14 protein-coding genes and 1 pseudogene are annotated in these 18,611 nt (G+C 65.4%); 7 read left to right on the top strand and 8 right to left on the bottom strand.

Annotation, left to right across the window (positions count from 1 at the left end):
- Nucleotides 1–21: 21 nt before the first annotated feature.
- Both G6N44_RS19930 and G6N44_RS19935 read right to left on the bottom strand, forming a co-directional pair.
- Entirely contained in the window at nt 22–1,119 is a 1,098-nt protein-coding gene (locus G6N44_RS19930; protein ID WP_043985022.1) for a zinc-dependent alcohol dehydrogenase, read from the bottom strand.
- Entirely contained in the window at nt 1,116–2,609 is a 1,494-nt protein-coding gene (locus G6N44_RS19935; protein WP_067992167.1) for an acetyl-CoA acetyltransferase, read from the bottom strand. Before G6N44_RS19935 ends, G6N44_RS19930 begins: the two co-directional genes overlap by 4 nt.
- Nucleotides 2,610–2,789: 180 nt before the next feature.
- Between G6N44_RS19935 and G6N44_RS19940 the strand changes: the two genes are divergently transcribed.
- The 5 genes from G6N44_RS19940 (at nt 2,790) to G6N44_RS19960 (ending at nt 6,895) form a co-directional block, all read left to right on the top strand.
- Nucleotides 2,790–3,383, top strand: coding sequence for a TetR/AcrR family transcriptional regulator (locus G6N44_RS19940; protein ID WP_011895464.1), 594 nt, complete (start codon nt 2,790–2,792; stop codon nt 3,381–3,383).
- 48 nt (nt 3,384–3,431) lie between these two features.
- Complete coding sequence (locus G6N44_RS19945) at nt 3,432–3,866, top strand: PaaI family thioesterase (RefSeq protein WP_011895463.1); 435 nt, start codon at nt 3,432–3,434, stop codon at nt 3,864–3,866.
- Between the two features lie 52 nt (nt 3,867–3,918).
- Nucleotides 3,919–4,818 carry an alpha/beta fold hydrolase gene (locus tag G6N44_RS19950; RefSeq protein ID WP_011895462.1) on the top strand — a complete coding sequence of 300 codons (900 nt, stop codon included), beginning with the start codon at nt 3,919–3,921 and terminating at the stop codon, nt 4,816–4,818.
- Nucleotides 4,819–5,284: 466 nt separating this feature from the next.
- Nucleotides 5,285–5,584 (top strand): hypothetical protein, encoded by a 300-nt coding sequence (locus tag G6N44_RS19955; RefSeq protein WP_131805205.1) that lies wholly within the window; start codon nt 5,285–5,287, stop codon nt 5,582–5,584.
- A gap of 18 nt (nt 5,585–5,602) precedes the next feature.
- Nucleotides 5,603–6,895: a PucR family transcriptional regulator gene (locus G6N44_RS19960; protein WP_078290120.1), complete on the top strand. Its 1,293-nt coding sequence runs from the start codon at nt 5,603–5,605 to the stop codon at nt 6,893–6,895.
- A 458-nt stretch (nt 6,896–7,353) separates the two neighbouring features.
- Here the strand turns inward: G6N44_RS19960 and G6N44_RS19965 are convergent.
- The 5 genes and pseudogenes from G6N44_RS19965 to G6N44_RS19985 all read right to left on the bottom strand — a co-directional run bounded on the left by G6N44_RS19965 (nt 7,354) and on the right by G6N44_RS19985 (nt 15,536).
- Nucleotides 7,354–8,750, bottom strand: a pseudogene (locus G6N44_RS19965) (IS1380 family transposase).
- A gap of 267 nt (nt 8,751–9,017) precedes the next feature.
- Nucleotides 9,018–10,574, bottom strand: a complete 1,557-nt coding sequence (locus G6N44_RS19970) for an acyl-CoA synthetase (RefSeq protein WP_067992169.1) — start codon at nt 10,572–10,574, stop codon at nt 9,018–9,020.
- 126 nt (nt 10,575–10,700) lie between these two features.
- A complete protein-coding gene (locus G6N44_RS19975) occupies nt 10,701–11,855 on the bottom strand; it encodes an acyl-CoA dehydrogenase family protein (protein WP_067992172.1) in 1,155 nt (384 codons plus the stop codon).
- A gap of 58 nt (nt 11,856–11,913) precedes the next feature.
- On the bottom strand, nt 11,914–13,929 hold the full coding sequence (locus tag G6N44_RS19980; RefSeq protein ID WP_172527842.1) for an acetyl/propionyl/methylcrotonyl-CoA carboxylase subunit alpha: 2,016 nt from the start codon (nt 13,927–13,929) through the stop codon (nt 11,914–11,916).
- A gap of 5 nt (nt 13,930–13,934) precedes the next feature.
- Complete coding sequence (locus G6N44_RS19985; RefSeq protein ID WP_067992181.1) at nt 13,935–15,536, bottom strand: acyl-CoA carboxylase subunit beta; 1,602 nt, start codon at nt 15,534–15,536, stop codon at nt 13,935–13,937.
- A 106-nt stretch (nt 15,537–15,642) separates the two neighbouring features.
- Here G6N44_RS19985 and G6N44_RS19990 point away from each other — a divergent pair, with 106 nt between their 5' ends.
- A complete protein-coding gene (locus tag G6N44_RS19990; RefSeq protein ID WP_370492758.1) occupies nt 15,643–16,842 on the top strand; it encodes an acyl-CoA dehydrogenase family protein in 1,200 nt (399 codons plus the stop codon).
- 147 nt (nt 16,843–16,989) lie between these two features.
- Here the strand turns inward: G6N44_RS19990 and G6N44_RS19995 are convergent, their stop codons facing one another.
- Nucleotides 16,990–17,664 (bottom strand): TetR/AcrR family transcriptional regulator, encoded by a 675-nt coding sequence (locus G6N44_RS19995; protein WP_011895453.1) that lies wholly within the window; start codon nt 17,662–17,664, stop codon nt 16,990–16,992.
- A 108-nt stretch (nt 17,665–17,772) separates the two neighbouring features.
- Here G6N44_RS19995 and G6N44_RS20000 point away from each other — a divergent pair, with 108 nt between their 5' ends.
- Nucleotides 17,773–18,609, top strand: coding sequence for an SDR family NAD(P)-dependent oxidoreductase (locus G6N44_RS20000; RefSeq protein WP_011895452.1), 837 nt, complete (start codon nt 17,773–17,775; stop codon nt 18,607–18,609).
- The last annotated feature ends 2 nt before the right edge of the window (nt 18,610–18,611 follow it).

Genomic DNA, 18,611 nt, shown 5'->3' on the forward strand with positions numbered 1-18,611 from the left:
GTTGGGCGCTAGTTGGCGCTGTCAGGCGATCGGCACAAAGACGTTGTGCAGAGCGGGGACCCGGTCCGGCTCGTTGCCGGCCAGAAGGTCGAGCAGCCCGGGCAGGCCGGCGAAACCGGTGATCTCGCGGTGCAATTCTTCGAAGGGCCAACGCCTAGAGACCAGCAGCTCGATGGCGCTCTGGTAGGCGGGGTAGTCGACCCCCAACGAACCGAAGATGCGTAGTTCCTTGAATACGAGCAGGTCTGGCTCGAAGCCCGGCGCTCCGCCGCCGCCGCGTGTGCCCGCGACCACCACGCGTCCGCCGGGCTGCGCGAGTGCGACGGCGTCCGCGAATGCGGCTGGCGCCTTCGCGGTGACGTCGACGACGACATCTGCGAGCCGGCCGGTCGCCATTTGCAGGGCCTGCGCCGGGTCGTCTTCGGTGACGTCGATGGTCAGGTCCACGCCGAACTGGTGGGCTGCGGCTAGCCGAGTTCGGTCGCGAGGGCCGACCCCGGTCATCGCGACGAATGCCGCTCCGGCCTCCTTGGCGGCTACGGCAGCACAAATCCCGCGGATCCCTGGTCCGAGGACCGCGACGACGTCGCCCGGGCTTGTCTCGGGCAACATGGCAGCCCATTTGATCCCTGCCCCAAGCGGATTGAACAACGTCGCGACGATCGGGTCGAGTCCGTCCGGGACCGGCAACGGCATGGAATCGAACGGCAGATGCAGGTGGGTTGCATAGCCTCCCCACAGGCCGGGCGGGATGTTCACGTCGACGAAGCCGAACATGGTGGCGAGGCCGTTGCTCGAGCACCTGCGATACTCGCCGCGGCCGCACGAGTCGCACTCCCGACACGATCGGAACACCTCGACGGCGACTCGCTGACCCACCGAGACGCCCCAACGCTCGCGCGCGGCGTCACCGATTCCCTCGATGACGCCGATGATCTCGTGTCCGGGGATGAAGGCGAACCCCGTCGGCAGGTGTCCGCTGAACTGCTCGTGGTCGGTTCCGCAGAGCCCGCACGCCTCGATCCGCAGGAGACCGGACTCGTCGTCGATGCGCGGCACCGGAAGATGCCGCCGTTCAAGGGTGCGCGGCTTGGTCAGCACGAGCGCGTCGGCGTTCACGACAGTTCGAATTCGACGTGTCCGTCCGCCTGCCGCACGGCGACTTGGTGTCCGACGCACATGTCTCGTGACATTGCCACCGCCACCTCGGCATCGTCACTGCGCGCCGCGACGCGGCGGCCGTCGGTCATGCGCGCGAAAATCGGCACCCAGGAGGGGCCTTGGTCACGGTCGTGCACGACCGTGTATCCATCTATGGTCGCCTCTCCGGATGCGTCGGCGGGAGAAGCGACCGGGAGGGAGGTGCCGTCGATCGCAGACTGCGCATCGGCCATGTCCGGAGTCTGCCATCCCGTTGGCGGTGGAGTCGCCGACCACAGACCCAGCGAGTGCTTTGTGATGTACCAGCCCAGTCCGGACACGAGCCCGACGGCGTCCGGGTCGCTCCTGCAGCGTCGCACCATCTCGACGATCGAATGGCTGACATAGTTGTTACCCGGCCCTCCGTGGTAGGGCAGTCCGCCGGTCACCGTGAACCCGCGGTCATCCGCCGGGTCGAGATCCAAGGCGTCGATCGCCGCCTCGACCGCGGAAGGAAAGCAAGAGTAGAAATCAAACCATCTAATGTCGTCGATGTGAAGTCCACTGGCCGCCAATACCGCCTTGCCGGCGGCCCTTATTCCGGCGGAACGACCCAGATCAGGCCGCTGAACCGGGAAATACACGTCGTTGCATGTGGCCGACGACCACGGGAAGACCCAACGATCACTGGGCACTCCGAGTTCCTCGGCGACTTCGGCGGCCATGATCACGAAAGCGGCAGCCATATCCACGGCGATGATGCTGTTGAGCAGCTTCGGATACGGCTCGCACACCATCCGGTTAGCCGGGGAGACCGTGCTGAGCTCGTCTGCGCTACGGGCACGCGGAAACCAGGCCTGCTCGAGATGTCGGGACGCCTCAACCGTGAACGGAGCCATCAAGTCACCCAGCCAGCGGCGCTGTTCGTCGAATGTGCGGCCTGATCGGGCCGCGATCGCGGATTCGAAGATCGGGTACACCTCGTGCGGCCAATGTAACCCGGCGCCCACCTCGGCTTCGCTCAGTCCCGGGCGGGTGTCACCGAGTGACTCGTCCTGTGCTGCGATGGGTTTGGGCTCCAAAAGTGCGCTACCGGATGCGACTTTGCGTGCTGACGCGCCGCTTTCCGCTCCGACGATCAGAGCCCCGTCGCTGACGCCGCGCCAAATGCGGCGGCCGAGGACCTCGACCAGATACTGGGGGGTGTTGCCGCCGACCGGACAACTGATGCGATGATCCGGCGTCAGCCCAGTCGCTTCGGCAATCCTCGACGCGGGGTTGTCGCGTGGGATCATCAAGATTCCGGGCGTCGCCACGGTATCGATGCGATGCCCGATCGCGGCCGAAGCATCATGCAGCGCTCGACGCGCGGCCTCGGCGGCCAAATCGATGGGATCGACGGTGCCTTCACCGCGATGTGTCAGTTCACCGACGCCGACGACAACCGGAGTGCGTGGTGGGATGGCCAACGGTCAGATCACGCTCATCGTCGAGGTCTTCTATGCGACACGACTGCGATATTGTCACATCCGTTTCCATGCGACAACCGCGGGTGTTCGACAGAGCGGGTCCCTTGACAGGGCATACTCGTACCCGTGACGAAGAGATCGTTGCGGCGGGGCGACGCGACTCCTGGGCGAAACCGCGATATGGCGCGCGATCGCCTACTCGACGCCGCCGAAACGTGCCTGCAAGGCAAGGGGCTGTCGGGCACCACGATGGAGGATATCGCCAGGCATGCGGGCGTATCGCGCGCCACGGTCTATCGCTACTTCGCTAGTCGCGAATCCGTCGTATCCGGTGTCATCGTCCGCGCAGCGGAACGCTACCTGCACCGCACCAGCGGACGGATCTTGGCGCACACCGACTTGGGCTCTGCCATATTGGACTTCGTTGCAGTCACGGTGCGCGCGGCACGCCGCGAACCGATAATCGGCATGCTCTTCGCCAGCGACGATGAACTCGCCGGCGTGGGACTGGCCGAGGGAACGTCGGTGGCGCTGTTCGAACTCGTCGCCGAGTTTCTGCGACCCGTGTTCGCCGCACACTGGCATCAACTCGAAGCCGGCGTTTCGGTCGATGACGCCGCCGAATGGATTTTGCGCATCATCCTCAGCTTGCTCGCGGTTCGCGGCCCCCGGCACCGCAGCCCCGAAGGAATCGATGCTTTCTTGCGCCGATTCCTGCTTCCCGCGCTACTGGCCGACACTCACAGTTGCATTGCTGCGACAACTGCGGAGTAGTGTCTCAGCGATGGCATCGGTATCGCTGAACGAAACGAGGCGCTGACCATGGACTTCCCCCAGTTCAACAAGCAAATAGCCGAGGAGCTCCAGCACGCGGGGGGAACCTCGGGAGGGCTCGCCAAGTACTTGGACTTCCGCCACATCGAGTTCTCCGCCGGGAGACTGGTAGTGGAAATGGACGCCCGAGCCGATTTGTTGACTCCTTTCGGCACTCTGCATGGCGGATGCCTGTCAGCGATGGTCGACCACTGCTTGGGCGTGGTGTTCTATCCGGTGATCCCACCTGGGTCATGGGTGGCCACAACCGAATTCAAACTGAACCTCCTACGTCCGGTGTCCAGTGGAGTCTGCGTTGCGGTCGCCGACATCATCGCGCTGGGGAAGCGTAGCGGCGTCGCCAGGATCGACATCACCAATACGGGACGCCCGGTATGCGCCGCACAGGGAACAGTGACCGTCGTCGCCCAGAGCGCCTCGTGATCCGGTCGCGGAACGAGAACGCTGCCCAAGGCGACCATCGAGGACACAGCAAATGACCTCAACGTTCGAGCGCGTCCGCAACGAAGACGGAACCGCCCTTGCAGCCGATGTCTACCGACACGAATCCGCCCGCGCGGTCGTCATACTGCTGCACGGCGGTGGACAGAACCGCCATGCCTGGGCGACTACCGCGCGCCGCTTACACGCGCGCGGGTATACCGTCGTCGCTTACGACGCCCGCGGTCACGGCGACAGCGAGTGGGACCCCGATGGTCGATACGATCTCGACCGACTTGCATCCGACCTGCTGTCGATTCGCCGATATGCCAGCGATGGCCGCCCGCCAGCTGTCGTTGGCGCATCCTTGGGCGGCATGACGGTGTTGGGAACGCATTTGGTGGCGCCTGCCGATCTGTGGGGAGCCGTCGTACTGGTCGACATAACTCCGCGAATGGAGTTTCACGGAGCACGCCGCGTCGTGTCTTTCATGGGCGCCCATCCCGACGGATTCGATACGCTCGACGCGGCCGCGGACGTCATTGCCCAGTACAACCGGCATCGCGCTCGGCCCAAGAACTTGGACGGTCTCCGAAAGGTCTTGCAGCAGCGCGACGACGGTCGGTGGATCTGGCGATGGGATCCGGCGTTCATAGCTTCCAACTTCGAGTTCCTGCAGGGCGACCCAGCAACTGGTGCCAAAGAATTCGGCGCCATAAGCGACCTTCTCATCGAAGGGGCCCGCCGCGTGCGAGCACCAACGCTTCTCATTCGCGGCGTTCACTCCGACGTGACGTCGCAGCAGTCGGTCGAGGAGTTCCTCGAAGTCGTACCGCACGCCGAGGCTGTCGACGTTTCGGGCACGGGCCACATGGTTGCGGGCGACGACAACGACGCCTTCACTTCGGCAGTCGCAGATTTTCTCGACCGCACGCTGAACGACTCGTCGGACTGAGCGTCTTTCAGGGCCCTGCGATGGCCGCGGCCCGGCCACTCTGGTTCGTTGTCGAGGTGTCAGAACTACCTCCATGAACGGAACCCCGGCGGCGCAGTATCGGCGCATCCGAAGGCAGCGATGCCAAACCGTATGGTTCGACCATCGCCTGGGCCGAATTATCATTCGAACCGAAGCATTTTGCTGGTGGGCGCTGTCCAGGTCGGATCGAGCGGTCGGAGTTCTCCGAACCAGTGCCCGCACACCTTGACGAACACACCCGCCGCCGGGGCGACCCGGATCAGATCGGCGCTGCTGTTGGGATCTTGGAGTCAGTCGACGGCCGGGGGCGAGTCCAGAGGACAGCCTACTGCTATCCAGGCTTCAGCTTCGGTATGCGGGAGGCGGGCGGGCATATCCGGCGCCCGATTCGACCACCTCGTCAGAGCGGCGGGCGTTCCTTCGCATGAGCAGTTCCGGAAACTTCGTGGCCGAAACGATCGAGAAAGTCGTCTATTGCGGCCAGGGCGGTGCTGATCGTTCCTCGCAATGGGGCTGCTCCGGCCGCGAAGGCCGCAAACAAGGTTATTGCGAGCAGACAACTCATGCCTCCGCCTTCCTCTTCACGCGCATCCGTTCGCCGTGGCCCACAGCAATGCCTCGTTCGGCTGCTGAAATGGTAAAACGTGGCTCACCGCTCCTTAACAGCGTAGATACCCGGATCCGCGATCGGTATGTCTCGAAGGGTCGAACCTGCGGGCGTCTGTTGTCTCGCAAAGACAAGTAATCGAGTACGGTCGCAGCTGTGCTTGATTCATCCGAAGTTCAAGACACCCCCGGTCACGCGGTTCATCACCTATTCCGAGACCTCGGCGACCTCGTCAGAGAATTGCCCGAGTCCATACATGGCCTTCTGATTGAGCAAGTTGCCGAACTCGCTGCCGATCAACAGCTCAAAGAGCTACTGAGTGACACCGTCGCCGCGAACGTAGACACTTGGTTCTCCGTCGTCCGTCACTCGATCCCGTTCGACCGCATGGAGTCACCGACGGCCGCCCTTGAACACGCCCGGAGGATGGCGCAACGCGAGGTACCCGTCAACGCGCTGCTGCGGGCATACAGGCTCGGGCACCAGTATGGATTGAACCTCATCATCGCTGGCCTTCGGAGCGCGGACCTACCGCCCGAGGAGAAATTGGCGCTCATTGAACACATCACCCGTGTGTCTTTCCGCTACATCGACTGGATGTCTGAGCAGGTCTTGGAGACATATCAGACTGAACGCGCGGAGTGGGACGAGCGCCGACGAAGTTTGCGTGCACAAGCCATTCGAGACATCCTCAACGGACGCGACGTAGACCTGACCGAAGCGTCGTCGGCTATGAGGTACTTCTTGGGCGCAACGCATGTGGCTCTCATGGTATGGCTCGACCGAGATGCGGGCGCCGACACCGACGAGTTCATCGCCATGGAGCGCTTCATGCAACACGCGGTCTCCGCCACTGGAGCGAAGCAATCGGTCTACTTCTCCATCGACCGCCTCGTCGGATGCGCATGGATGACGGTTCACCGCCCGTCGGACTATTTATCGCAGCTGCGCGACTTCGTCCGGGCTCAACCTGACGGCCCAAGACTTTCCGTCGGTGAACCACTTCCGGGGATTGAAGGCTTCCGCCGCACCTACCGACAGGCTGAGCAGGCCCGTGTGGTCGCGGTGGCAGCCGACGGCTCCTCACGGCACCGGATCGTCGCTGCACGAGATCCCGGTGTGGCCCTGGCCTCGATGCTGATGACCGATGACGCGACTCTGAAGGAATGGATTTACGATGTGCTGGGCCCGTTGGCTCAGAACACTGCATCGGACCAGCGTCTACGAGACACGTTGAGGGTGTTCTTGCGTGCCGGTTCCAGCTTCAAAGCCGCCGCCAACGAATTGCAGATACACGCCAATACCGTCAAGTATCGCGTAAATCGAGCACTCGAGCGCCGCGGTCGCCCGATCGCCGCGGAACGATTAGACGTCGAGGTCGCCCTACTGATGTGCTATTGGCTCGGCGAAGTAGCACTGAACCCAACACAAGCCTTGGGGCGGTCCTAGTCGTTCGTGTCCCGCGAACGCCCTTGCTGCGTAACTGTGCCGTCTACTGACGAACACGCCGAATCTGAGGATGGTCAGCGCGACGATCCGGCGCCGCCCGGCCTGATAATCCGAGTTCGATTCATGTTTCGACGCTGCCGCGGGGCTCTGCTGCGGGCAGGCTGATCGAGTGGAGTCGTCGATCGCCGCCGTACGGAGCTGAAGCAACCCATTCACCGAAGCTCATCGACGTCAGACACGCTCAAGCACCCATCGCGCAAGGCGACAGGCGAGTCGTGGCGCAGGTTGCGACTTGTCGGCCCAGACAACCAGGAGGCATAAGCCTTGATCCACCGATGAGCTGTCGTGGCTGAGGCTGGAATGGTTTGGTGGTCGCTTGCTGGCTGTGAGCAGGGGGTATCGGCTGGTCTGTCCAGCTTTTTCCTGTGTGCTCCGGTCGTGGCCTTTCGGCGGATTGGTCAGGTGGGGGCGGTTGCTGGCGGGCTGTGGCCGATGGTGTTGCGCCACAATCGGAGCCAGTGCGTCGCCCACGGCCAGTGGGCTGGTAGGTGCAGGATGGGTCGGCGTTGGGGGCGGGCCAGTCGGGCCGGGATGGTGATGAGGCGTCGGCGCAGGGTGGCGCCGCGAGCCACCGCGTGTGCACCGCCGGCCAGGATGCCGGCGGCGCGCTGCAGGTTGTGGGCGATGGCCGCGCACAGTATCCAGGCAGAGTTCGCCCCGAAACGTCCCGAGGGCATGTGGGCCAGGGGTCCGTCGATGAGGTCGGCGAACACGGTTTCGATGATCGCGTGGCGGCGGTGAGTGATGTCAGCGACGTCGACGGGTTCGTCGGTGTCGGTGAAGAACGGGTGATATCGCCAGACCGGGAACAGGGCGTCGGGGTATCGGGCGTCTTTGACCCGGCGCACGATCAACCGTGCCGTGATCGGAGTCTTCGTGGAACTGAAAGCGGTGCAGGTGGTTTCGGCGACTTCGGCATCGGAGATCCAGGCACCGGTGTCGGGATCGCGGCGGGATAGCACACCGGGATCCACGCGGTGTCATTGATGTCGGCGATGGCCGCGACGACTGCGGCGGTCTTGGTCAGCACCAGCGAGAACCGGGCACCGGCGCGGCGGCAGGCGGTGACCACGCTGCTGTTGCCGTAGGCCGAGTCGCCGCGCACCAGGATGCGCCCGGTGACACCGGCGCCGCGGGCGGTGGCGACGGCTTGGGCGATCATGCGGGCCGCGCCTTTGCCCGAGTTGGTCTTGCCCGCCCGCAGTCGTGCTCCGGTGATCACCGGAGCGCAGTGTTCGGTGCTGATGGTGGTCACCAACGGGGAAAGACCCTTGCGCAGGATCTGCTTGCCGGCGATTTTGGTGTGGCCGTAGCTCGCACCTTGTTTGGCCTGGCCGTAGACCGGGCGCAGCAGTGAGTCGATGTCGATGAACACCCGCCCGTCGGCGCCGGGCAACAGATCGACACGCTCGCACAGAGCGCCCACGTGCTCACTGAGCACCGACTCCAGTTGCCGGGCATGGCCGAAGGTGAACTCCCGCAACAAGGTTCCGATGGTCGACGGGGCGTACACCTCGCCGAACAGGGTCTTCATCCCGCCGCTACGAACTACGTCGAGGTCGTCGATGCTGTCCGCGCCGGTGCACATCCCGGCGATCAGCGTGGTCAGCTTCGGCGACGGATTGGCCGCACCGGACTTGACCCGCTCGCAGCTGAACCGAACTTTGTCGGCCAATGACGATGACAGTCCGGTCTGCTCGGCAAGGGCCATCACCGGTACCAGGCCTGCGCACGACACCAGACGCTCATCATCGAAGACCGCCGACGATGCGGCGAACCTATGGGACACTTGCACCGGAAGTGCCTTTCCGAGTTGTGCCGATAAGTGCGTAGAGAACACTCATCATCGCAGCTCAGAGGGCACTTTCCTCATTCCGACACCCCACGACCAGCCAATTCATCGGTGGATCGAGGATAAGAACATCCGACAAGTGGCGCGCGTGGTCTTGCCACGCGCTAGACGTTAGCGACGATTAACATCTTCAGCTATTTGCAGCGGCGACCGTGGCTACTCGTCGTGACAACACTTCCCAAACCCGCGCTCCGCCTCCGGTGTCGTGCCTCAGCGCTGGACGACGCCGCCCTCGACGCCGGTGAATCGCTTGCGCAGCTCGGTCTTGAGGAGCTTGCCGGTGGCGTTGCGGGGCAGCTCGGGAAGGAGGTGCACTTCGCGGGGGCACTTGAAATGCGCCAGCCGTTCGCGGCACCAGGCGATCAGTTCGTCGGCGCTGGGTTCCTGCTCGGCGGCTGGGTCGGCCACCACCACCGCGACGACGCGCTCACCCCACTTGTCGTCCGGACCGCCGACCACCGCGGCGTCGAGCACACCGGGGTGACGGAACAGCACCTGCTCGACCTCGATGGGGTAGACATTTTCCCCGCCCGAGATGATCATGTCCTTCTTGCGGTCGACGAGCGTGATGTAGCCGTCGGCGTCGATCCGGCCGAGGTCGCCGGTGTGGAACCAGCCGCCCCGGAAGGCCTCGGCGGTGGTCGCCGGCTTCATCCAGTACCCGACGAACACGTTGGGTCCGCGCACCAGGAGTTCGCCGACGGTGTCGGCCGGGACGTCCCGGTCGTCGGCGTCCACGATGCGGGCATCGACGTGCATGGCGACCCGGCCGATTGATCCGGCCCGCGTCGTGATGTTGGCGGCGTCCAAGACCGAGACCATGGGTGCAGTCTCGGTCATCCCAAATCCCTCGGTGAAGGGGACGCCACGTTGCTGCATGAAGTCGATGACAGTCAGCGGCATCGGTGCGCCGCCGCCCATGGCCAGACGCAACGCGGAGAGATCGTAGGAGTCGAAGTCGGGCACCTGGGTCAGCGCCGACCACATCGCCGGCACCATGAACTGGACGGTGGCGCGGCTTTCGGCCATCGCCTTGAGCGTGCTCACCGGGTTGAACGACGGGAGGATCACGCTGGTCCCGCCGACGTAGAGCAATGGCAGCGTATGTACCCCGAGCCCGCCGATGTGGAACATGGGGGCGACTGCAACAGTCACGTCGCTGCCGGTCAGGCCTTGTTCGGCGCCCAGCACGTTGATGGCGTTCCACAGTAGGTTGTCGTGGGTGAGGATGGCGCCCTTCGGGCGGCCGGTGGTGCCCGAGGTGTACATGATGAACGCGGCGTCGCGGCCCTCGACGTCGCTGTCGAGAGGCTCGGGGGCGCCGCCGGAGAGCAGGTCTGGGTAGGCGATCTCGCCGTCGGCCGGGGCGCCCCCGGCCCGGACCGTGTGGCGGACCCGGACCCCCGGCTCGGCCAGCGCGCTGACCGCCGCCGCCGCGAGCGGCTCGTGGAACACGAACACGTCGGCGCCGGAGTCGGCGAGGATGTAGCCGATCTCCGGGCCTGCGAGTCGGACGTTGATCGGGATGGTGATGGCGCCGATCTTCGCGCAGCCGAGGAGGACCTCCATGAACTCGACCGAGTTCACCAGCAGTATGGCCACCCGGTCCCCCTTGCGGACGCCGAGACGCAACAGGTTCGAAGCGACCTGGTTGGTGCGCCGATCGAAGTCGGAGTACGTGAAGCTGGTGTCACCGCAGACGAACGCCGTGCGCTGCCCGTTGAGGAAGGCCCGTTTGGTGACCCACTGACCGATACCGCGATCCATGTTGATTTGCCTCCTCGGCAGTTTTGGTTGACAAATGCTCGGTAAGGCAGGACCCGGCCCCGGCGGGCGACCGATCACCACCGTCCGTCTTGTAGACCGAAGCGGACACGAACGGATGAAGGATGCTCAGTATGAGCGGGGCAGGTTCAGGCTGTGCTGAGCCACATAGTTGAGGATCATCTCTCGGCTGATCGGCGCGGTGCGCATCAGCCGCACCGGGCCCCAGAGAGTGGCCAGCCCGTACTCGGTGGCCAACCCGTTGCCGCCGTGGGTCTGGATCGCCTGGTCGAGGGCCAGGATGCCGGCCTCCGCCGCAGCGTATTTGGCCATGTTCGACGCCTCCGCGGAACCGGGGTCGCCGGCGTCGTGCAGTGAGGCCGCCCGCTGGGTCATCAGCCGGGCCAGCTCCAGCTGGATCTTGGCGTGCGCAAGCGGGTGGGACAGGCCCTGGTGGGCTCCGATCGGCACGTCCCAGACCTTGCGCTCGCGCGCGTAGGCCGACGCCTTGTCCAGCGCGTAGCGGCCGATGCCGTTGCCCAGGGCGGCGCCCATGATGCGTTCGGGGTTGAGGCCCATGAACACCTGACGCAGACCGTCGTTTTCCGCGCCGATCAGGTTCTCGGCCGGCACCCGCACGTCGTCGAAGAACAGCGTGAACTGCTTCTCCGGTGTCACCGCCTGCACCGGGATGAGGGTCTTGGTCAACCCGGGCGCGTCGGTCGGGACCACCAGCAGGCTCAGCCGTCCGCGGCCGCGGTCGTCGGTCGCGGTGCGGGTGACGACCAGGATGGCCTCCGCCTCGTCGACGCCGGAAATGTAGTACTTGGTGCCGTTGAGCACCCAATCCCCACCGACGCGCTTGGCGTGGGTGGAGATGTTGTGAGAGTTCGAGCCCGCATCCGGCTCGGTGATCGCGAACGCCATGATGATCTCGCCGCTGGCGATGCCCGGCAGCCAGCGCGCCTTTAGCTCGTCGCTGCCGAAAGCCTCGATGATCGTGCCGCAGATGGTGGGGGAGACCACCGTCATCAGCAGCGGGCAGCCGGCCGCGGCCAGTTCCTCACCGACGATCTGCATGTCGTAGATGCCGCCGCCACCGCCGCCGTACTGCTCGGCGATGTTGACCCCGAGGAACCCCTGCTTGCCCACGGCCTGCCAGAGTTCCGAACTCTTCTCCCCGCCGAGCGACTTGGCCACGTAGTAGTCGTGCCCGAAGTCCTTGGCGATCTCGGACACGGCCTTGCGCAGCGCTCGCCGTTCCTCGGTCTCGTGCAGTTCCATACCGCTCTCCTACTTCGAAGTCACCCGCCACCGGGGCCGGTGACGGGTCTGATGGTGCTCAATCCTCGTCTGCACTGTCGGCCGCTCCGACCACCGCGAGGGCATCGCCGGTGGACACCTGCTGACCCACCTCGACCGAGAGTTCGGCGACGATCCCGTCGATCGGGCTGGCGATGGTGTGTTCCATCTTCATCGCCTCCACCACGACCAAGGCCTGCCCGGCCGTCACGACGTCGCCCGCGGCGACGGGCAGCCGGATCACCGAACCCGGCATAGGCGCCGTCAGCGAGCCCGCCGGCTTGAGCGTGCTGGGGTCCAGGAACCGCGGTACCTGGGTGAACGCAGTGGACCCGGCAGGGCTGTCAACGTAGGCGATGTCGCCGTCGAGGACGACGTCGTAGCCGCGCCGTACCCCGCCGGTCTCCAGGACCACCCGGTCCGGCCGCTGCACGAGCACCCTGACGTCCTCGACCGGTTTGCCGTCGACTTCGACCTCGACGCCGTCGCGGAGCAGCGCATAGCCCACCCGACGCTCGCGGCCGTCGGCGGTCAGCCATCCGGTGGACTGCAGTTGGGACGGGTTGTTGCGCCACCCGGCAGGCAGCGTCGGCTGGACGGGGGCCGCCGCGCGGCGTCCCGCGACCTGGGCGAGTGTGGCCGCGATGGCGTGCAAGCCCTCCCCGTCGCGGTCGATGAGGGCTGCGCCGAGGTCGGCCACGTCGTGGCGGTCGAGGAACCCGGTGTCGGTGCCGCGTCCGGCGAACTCGTCGTGGCGCAGAACGCGAACCAGCAGATCCCGGTTGGTGGTGAGTCCGTGGATCCGGGCGCCGGCGAGCGCGGCGGACAGCGCGCCGAGCGCCTCGGCGCGGGTGGGCGCCCAGGCGATCACCTTGGCCAGCATGGCGTCATAGTGGTGGCTGACCACCGAGCCGTCGCGCACGCCGGAGTCCACCCGGACCCCGACGTGGTCGGGGATCTGCATCGTGCGCAGCGTTCCGGTCTGCGGCAGGTAGCCCTTCGTGGGGTCCTCGGCGTAGAGCCGGGCCTCGACCGCGTGGCCGGTGATCCGCGGCTTGCTCACCTCGGCAGGCAGTGGCCGACCCATCGCCACCAGCAACTGCAGGCGCACGAGGTCGAGCCCGGTGACGAGTTCGGTGACCGGGTGCTCGACCTGCAGCCGGGTGTTCATCTCCAGGAAGGCGAACGTCCCGTCGTCATCGCCGCCGTTCGCGTCGAGGACGAACTCGACCGTTCCGGCCCCGACGTAACCCACGGCCTGTGCCGCCGCGACCGCCGCCGCGCCCATCCGGGCGCGCAGGTCGTCGTCGACGACGGGCGAGGGCGCCTCCTCGATGACCTTTTGGTGGCGGCGCTGCACCGAGCACTCCCGCTCGAACAGCGAGACAACCGTGCCGTGCATGTCGGCCAACAGCTGGATCTCAACGTGGCGGGGACGCTGCACGTACCGCTCGAGGAACACCGTGCCGTCCGAGAACGCCGACATCGCCTCGCGCGAGGCCGAGGCCACGGCTCCGTCGAGGTCGTCGGCCGACTCGACAACCCGCATGCCGCGCCCGCCGCCACCCGCGCTCGCCTTGACCAGCAGCGGGTAGCCGATCTCGGCGCCGAGCTTGCGCAGCTTGTCGGGGTCCAGGCCGGTCGCGTCGCCGCCCGGGAGAACCGGCACGCCCGCATCGGCCATCATCGCCTTGGCCGTCAGCTTGGAACCCATCGCGTCGATGGCATCCGGCGGCGGGCCGACGAACACGAGCCCGGCGTCGGCGCAGGCCCGCGCGAAGCCGGCGTTCTCCGACATGAAGCCGTAGCCGGGATGCACGGCGTCGGCGCCGGTGAGGAGGGCGGCGGCGATCACCCGGTCACCGTCGAGGTAGGTCTCCGCCGGCGAGGAACCCGGTAGCCGGACGGCCTCGTCGGCATCGTCCACGTGCCAGGCGTCGGCGTCGGCGTCGGAGTACACGGCGACGGTCGCGATGCCGAGTTCGCGACAGGTGCGAAACACGCGTCGGGCGATCTCTCCCCGGTTGGCCACCAGCAGCTTCTTGATCACGGGCATCGCCATCACATCCGGAACACGCCGTAGCCACGCTGGCCACGGATCTCGCTGTTGTGGACCACGGAAAGGCAGAACCCGAGAACGGTACGGGTGTCGCGCGGGTCGATGATCCCGTCGTCGTAGAGCCTGCCGCTGTTGGCCAGCGCCAACGACTCACGCTCGATCTGGCCCTCGACGGCAGCGCGCATCTGGGCGTCGGCCTCCTCGTCGAACGGGAGCCCCCGGTCGGCGGCCGACTCGCGGGCCACGATCGACAGCACGCCCGCGAGCTGGGCCGGGCCCATGACGGCCGAACGCGAGTTGGGCCAGGTGAACAGGAAGCGGGGAAAGTAGGACCGCCCGCACATCCCGTAATTGCCCGCACCGTAGGACGCGCCCATCACGATCGTCAGGTGTGGGACAGCGCTGTTGGAGACGGCGTTGATCATCTTCGCGCCGTCCTTGATGATGCCACCCTGCTCGTACTCCGCGCCGACCATGTAGCCGGTGGTGTTCTGCAGAAACACCAGTGGCGTGTCGATCTGGTTCGCCAGCTGAATAAACTGGGCGGCCTTCTCCGCCTCCTCGCTGAACAGGATTCCGCGCGCGTTGGCAAGGATCCCTACCGGGTATCCGTGGATCGAGGCCCAACCGGTGACCAGCGAGGTGCCGTATAGCGGCTTGAACTCGTCGAAGGCGGACCCGTCCACGATTCGGGCGATGACATCACGTGGGTCGAAGGGAACCTTCGGGTCCACCGAAGCGATCCCGAGGAGTTGGTCGGGGTCTCGCAGCGGGGGGGTCGGTGGCTGTGTCGGGCCGGGCCCGAGCTTGCGCCAGTTCAGTCTGGCCATGATGCGCCGCCCGATCCGGATGGCGTCCTGCTCGTCCTCGGCCATGTAGTCGGCCAGCCCGGAGGTGCGGGCGTGCATGTCGGCGCCGCCGAGCGACTCGTCGTCGGACACTTCGCCGGTCGCCATCTTCACCAGCGGCGGACCACCGAGGAAGACCTTGGACCGGTTGCGGACCATCACCACGTAATCACACATGCCGGGGATGTACGCGCCGCCTGCCGTCGAGTTACCGAATACCAGCGCCAGTGTCGGCAGGCCCTGCGCGCTGTGCTGGGTGAGGTCGTTGAATAGCTGGCCCCCGGGCACGAAGATCTCGGCCTGCGTGGGCAGGTCCGCCCCGCCCGACTCGACGACGTTGATGATGGGCAGCCGGTTCTCGCGGGCGACTGCCATGCCCCGGAACACTTTTCGGAAGGTGTAGGGGTTCGAGGCTCCGCCGCGCACGGTCGGGTCGTGCGCGATGATCATCGACTCGACGCCTTCGACGATGCCGATGCCGACCACAACGCTGCCGCCCACCGGAAACTTCGTGCCCCACGCCGCGAACGGACAGAGTTCCAGGAAGGCCGTGTCGGGGTCGATGAGCAGCTCGACGCGCTCCCGAGCCAGCATCTTGCCGCGGCTACGGTGCCGGGCGACGTACTTCTCGCCGCCGCCACCGTTGGCCAGCGCCAGCTGTTCGGCGAGCGCATGGAGCTGCGCGATGAGTCCCTCGCGATTCTCGAGGTATACCGGCGCGCGGGTGTCGACCCGGTCGGGCAGGACGTCAATCAACTTTCCTCCAGGTGACATCAACGTCGATCTCCTGACACGCTACGTTATCGGTCATTAACATTCGACGACAATGGGGTCGACGTGGCAATCGTGCCGTCCCCGAGTGATCACAGCAGGAGCAACTCACATGAAACAGCCGGATCAGCGGGAAGCGGAGGCGGCCGCAGCCGACCCGTGGATGACGCCCGAGCGCATCTCGTTGCGCAACCTCGCGATGTCGTTCACCCAGAAGGAGATCGTTCCTCACCTGCAAGACTGGGAGGACGCCGGAGAGCTCCCTAGAGAACTCCACCGCCGCGCAGCCGCAGCGGGGTTGCTGGGCATCGGGTTCGCCGAAGAGATCGGTGGCTCCGGCGGTGACCTGCGCGACCTGGTGCTGCTCACCGAGGCCGTGATGGAGGCCGGCGGCTCGTCGGGCTTACTGGCCAGCCTACTTACGCATCACATCGCAGTGCCCCATATGGCCGCGCAGGGCGATCCCGAGCAGATCCGCAGCTTCGTGGCGCCGACCCTGGCCGGGGAGAAGATCGGCAGCCTTGGCATCACCGAACCCGACACCGGTTCTGACGTCGCCGGCATCCGCACTACCGCACGGCGCGACGGCGACCACTACGTGGTCAACGGTGCGAAGCTGTTCATCACCTCGGGTGTCCGCGCCGATTTCGTGACCACCGCCGTGCGTACCGGCGGCCCGGGCCCGTCGGGGATTTCTCTGCTCGTGGTGGAGCGTGGCGCCACGGGTTTCTTGGTCTCGCGGGCACTGAAGAAGATGGGCTGGCTGTGCTCCGATACCGCCGAACTCGGATTCACCGACGTGCGCGTGCCGGTGGTCAATCTGGTTGGCCCCGAAGGCAGCGGATTCCTGCAGATCATGCAACAGTTCCAGGTCGAACGTGCTTTCATCGCCGTCCAGTGCTACGCCACGGCCCAGCGCTGCCTCGACCTGACGCTGGATTGGGTGAAGAAGCGCGAAACCTTCGGTCGACCGCTATCCACCCGACAGGTGGTGCGGCACAAGATCGTCGATATCGCGACGGCCGTCGACGTCGCCCGTACGTACACCCGTGCCGCTGTGGACCGCATCGTCGCCGGAGACACCGACGTGCGGATGGTCTCGATGGCCAAGAACCAAGCCGTAGAGGCCTGCGCGCTCGCCGTTGACACGGCCGTCCAACTATACGGTGGCATGGGCTACCTACGCGAGACCGAGGTCGAAAGGCACTATCGCGATTCGCGCATCCTGGGTATCGGGGGCGGCACCACCGAAATCATGAAGGAGATCATCGCCAAGCAGATTGGCCTCTGAGTGAAGCCGCCATTCGACAGCAGGAGCGTCGGCTTGGCAGGTCGACGAGACGGACCTTCCACCGTTTCTAAGGTAAGTCAACGGTGTGTCACGACCCCTGCGGCCAATGCAGCCTCCGCCACCGGGAAATTGCCTCCGGAGTACCAGCTAGCCAAACTTATCAACCACGTAGCGGCGAGCCAGCGTCTCAGCAAGTCTACTCGTATGTTCGACGATGTCGACCTGACTTACATCGACCAGTAGTCCTGCGTGCCAAGCGCTGATCAGTTCGACGAAGCCGCCGACCGCTACAAACGTGTCCATACGCAGAGCCATTTCGTCTGCGTCAGGCTTCAGATGCGGCTTGCTGGCGGCCATGACGAGCTGGGTTGCTTCCTGCAAGGCCACCGCTCGGCGATCTTGCAATGTTGAACTGCCGACGTGCTGTGTCAGCAGGATCTGTGCTCGCCCGGCATCCTGCGCGATGCGGAGAACAACGATCGAGATTGCGGCGCGAATGGTTTCGATCGGTGGTTGACCGACGCGTTCGGCAAATGTTGCCGAAACCTCGCCGAGCATCTCGTCCCGCACGTTGTCCCACGCTGCTACGAGCAACTCATCGCGCGTCTTGAACTCCTCGTAGAAATATCGGTCGTTCAGCGCGGCTCTGGAGCAGACCCCACGCATTGTCACGGCAGCCCATCCGCTTTCCGTCCAGATCTCCGTCGCCGCGTTCACTAGGCGCCGCCGCCGGTCAGCCCGTCGTTCGGCGCCAGTACGCCCGCCCCACCTTGCTGCCTTTGTCCGCACGAATACATCTTGACAAAGGCAGGAGCGCCGCATCAAACTGGTGGCAGGCGACCACAATTGTGTTCGCCGCCACCAGATGGCTGCAGGCCGGCTTGTCTCACAGGTCAGGCGTCGCCGTAATCTGCAAAGGATTCAGTAGTGATGGATATCTTGAGGTGGGACAGACCGCCTCGCCTGAGCCGCCGCGCCAACGCGGTCGTAACGGGAGCGGGCAGCGGAATTGGCCGTGCCTTCGCGGTGGAGCTCGCCCGTAGAGGTGGACGAGTGGTGTGTGCCGACATCGACCCGGTGCGTGCCAAGGAGACGGTCGGGCTCGTCGTCCAAGCCGGCGGCGAGGGGCTCGACATCGCATGCGATGTCACGGACGAAGAGCAGGTCCGCGAACTCGCCGACAGCGCCGAGAAGTGGTTCGGCGCGGCAGCCAGCCTGGTGATCAACAACGCGGGCATCGGAATCGGTGGCAATGTCATCGGCGCGACGCCCAAGCGGGACTGGGAAGCGACACTTTCAGTCAACTTGTGGGGAGTGATTTACGGCTGCGAGATCTTCGTACCGCGACTTCGTGCGAAGGGCAGCGGGGGAATTATCAACGTCGCATCGGCTGCAAGTTTTGGAGCAGCGCCCCGGATGGGTGCCTATAACGTCAGCAAGGCCGGCGTGCTCTCGCTATCCGAGACTTTGGCGGCCGAGCTGAGTGGTACTGGTGTGGCGGTGACTGTACTGTGCCCGACATTTGTCAAGACCAACATCGTCGATAACCCTGGTATTGAGGAGTCGGCCGCCAAGCTGGCAACGAATTTGATGAAGTGGACCGGCGTGTCGGCGGAATCGGTGGCGCGCAAAACGTTGGACGCGAACGATCGCGGTCAGTTGCACGTCCTACCCCAAGTCGACGCGAAGATTCTCTGGTTATTTAAGCGGGCAGTGCCTGCCACGTATACCCGTGCGCTCGGTTTGGTTGAGCGAATCGCGCGCTAAGT

The organism is Mycolicibacterium alvei (assembly GCF_010727325.1).
In the GTDB taxonomy this organism is placed as follows: Bacteria; Actinomycetota; Actinomycetes; order Mycobacteriales; family Mycobacteriaceae; genus Mycobacterium; species Mycobacterium alvei.

What these genes read in the sequence shown, in the direction of transcription:
- G6N44_RS19980 (WP_172527842.1), bottom strand. Translation starts at nt 13,929, where the DNA reads ATGCCCGTGATCAAGAAGCTGCTGGTGGCCAACCGGGGAGAGATCGCC.
- G6N44_RS19950 (WP_011895462.1), top strand. Translation starts at nt 3,919, where the DNA reads ATGACCTCAACGTTCGAGCGCGTCCGCAACGAAGACGGAACCGCCCTT.
- G6N44_RS19995 (WP_011895453.1), bottom strand. Translation starts at nt 17,664, where the DNA reads ATGCGGCGCTCCTGCCTTTGTCAAGATGTATTCGTGCGGACAAAGGCA.
- G6N44_RS20000 (WP_011895452.1), top strand. Translation starts at nt 17,773, where the DNA reads ATGGATATCTTGAGGTGGGACAGACCGCCTCGCCTGAGCCGCCGCGCC.
- G6N44_RS19975 (WP_067992172.1), bottom strand. Translation starts at nt 11,855, where the DNA reads ATGGAACTGCACGAGACCGAGGAACGGCGAGCGCTGCGCAAGGCCGTG.
- G6N44_RS19970 (WP_067992169.1), bottom strand. Translation starts at nt 10,574, where the DNA reads ATGGATCGCGGTATCGGTCAGTGGGTCACCAAACGGGCCTTCCTCAAC.
- G6N44_RS19945 (WP_011895463.1), top strand. Translation starts at nt 3,432, where the DNA reads ATGGACTTCCCCCAGTTCAACAAGCAAATAGCCGAGGAGCTCCAGCAC.
- G6N44_RS19940 (WP_011895464.1), top strand. Translation starts at nt 2,790, where the DNA reads ATGGCGCGCGATCGCCTACTCGACGCCGCCGAAACGTGCCTGCAAGGC.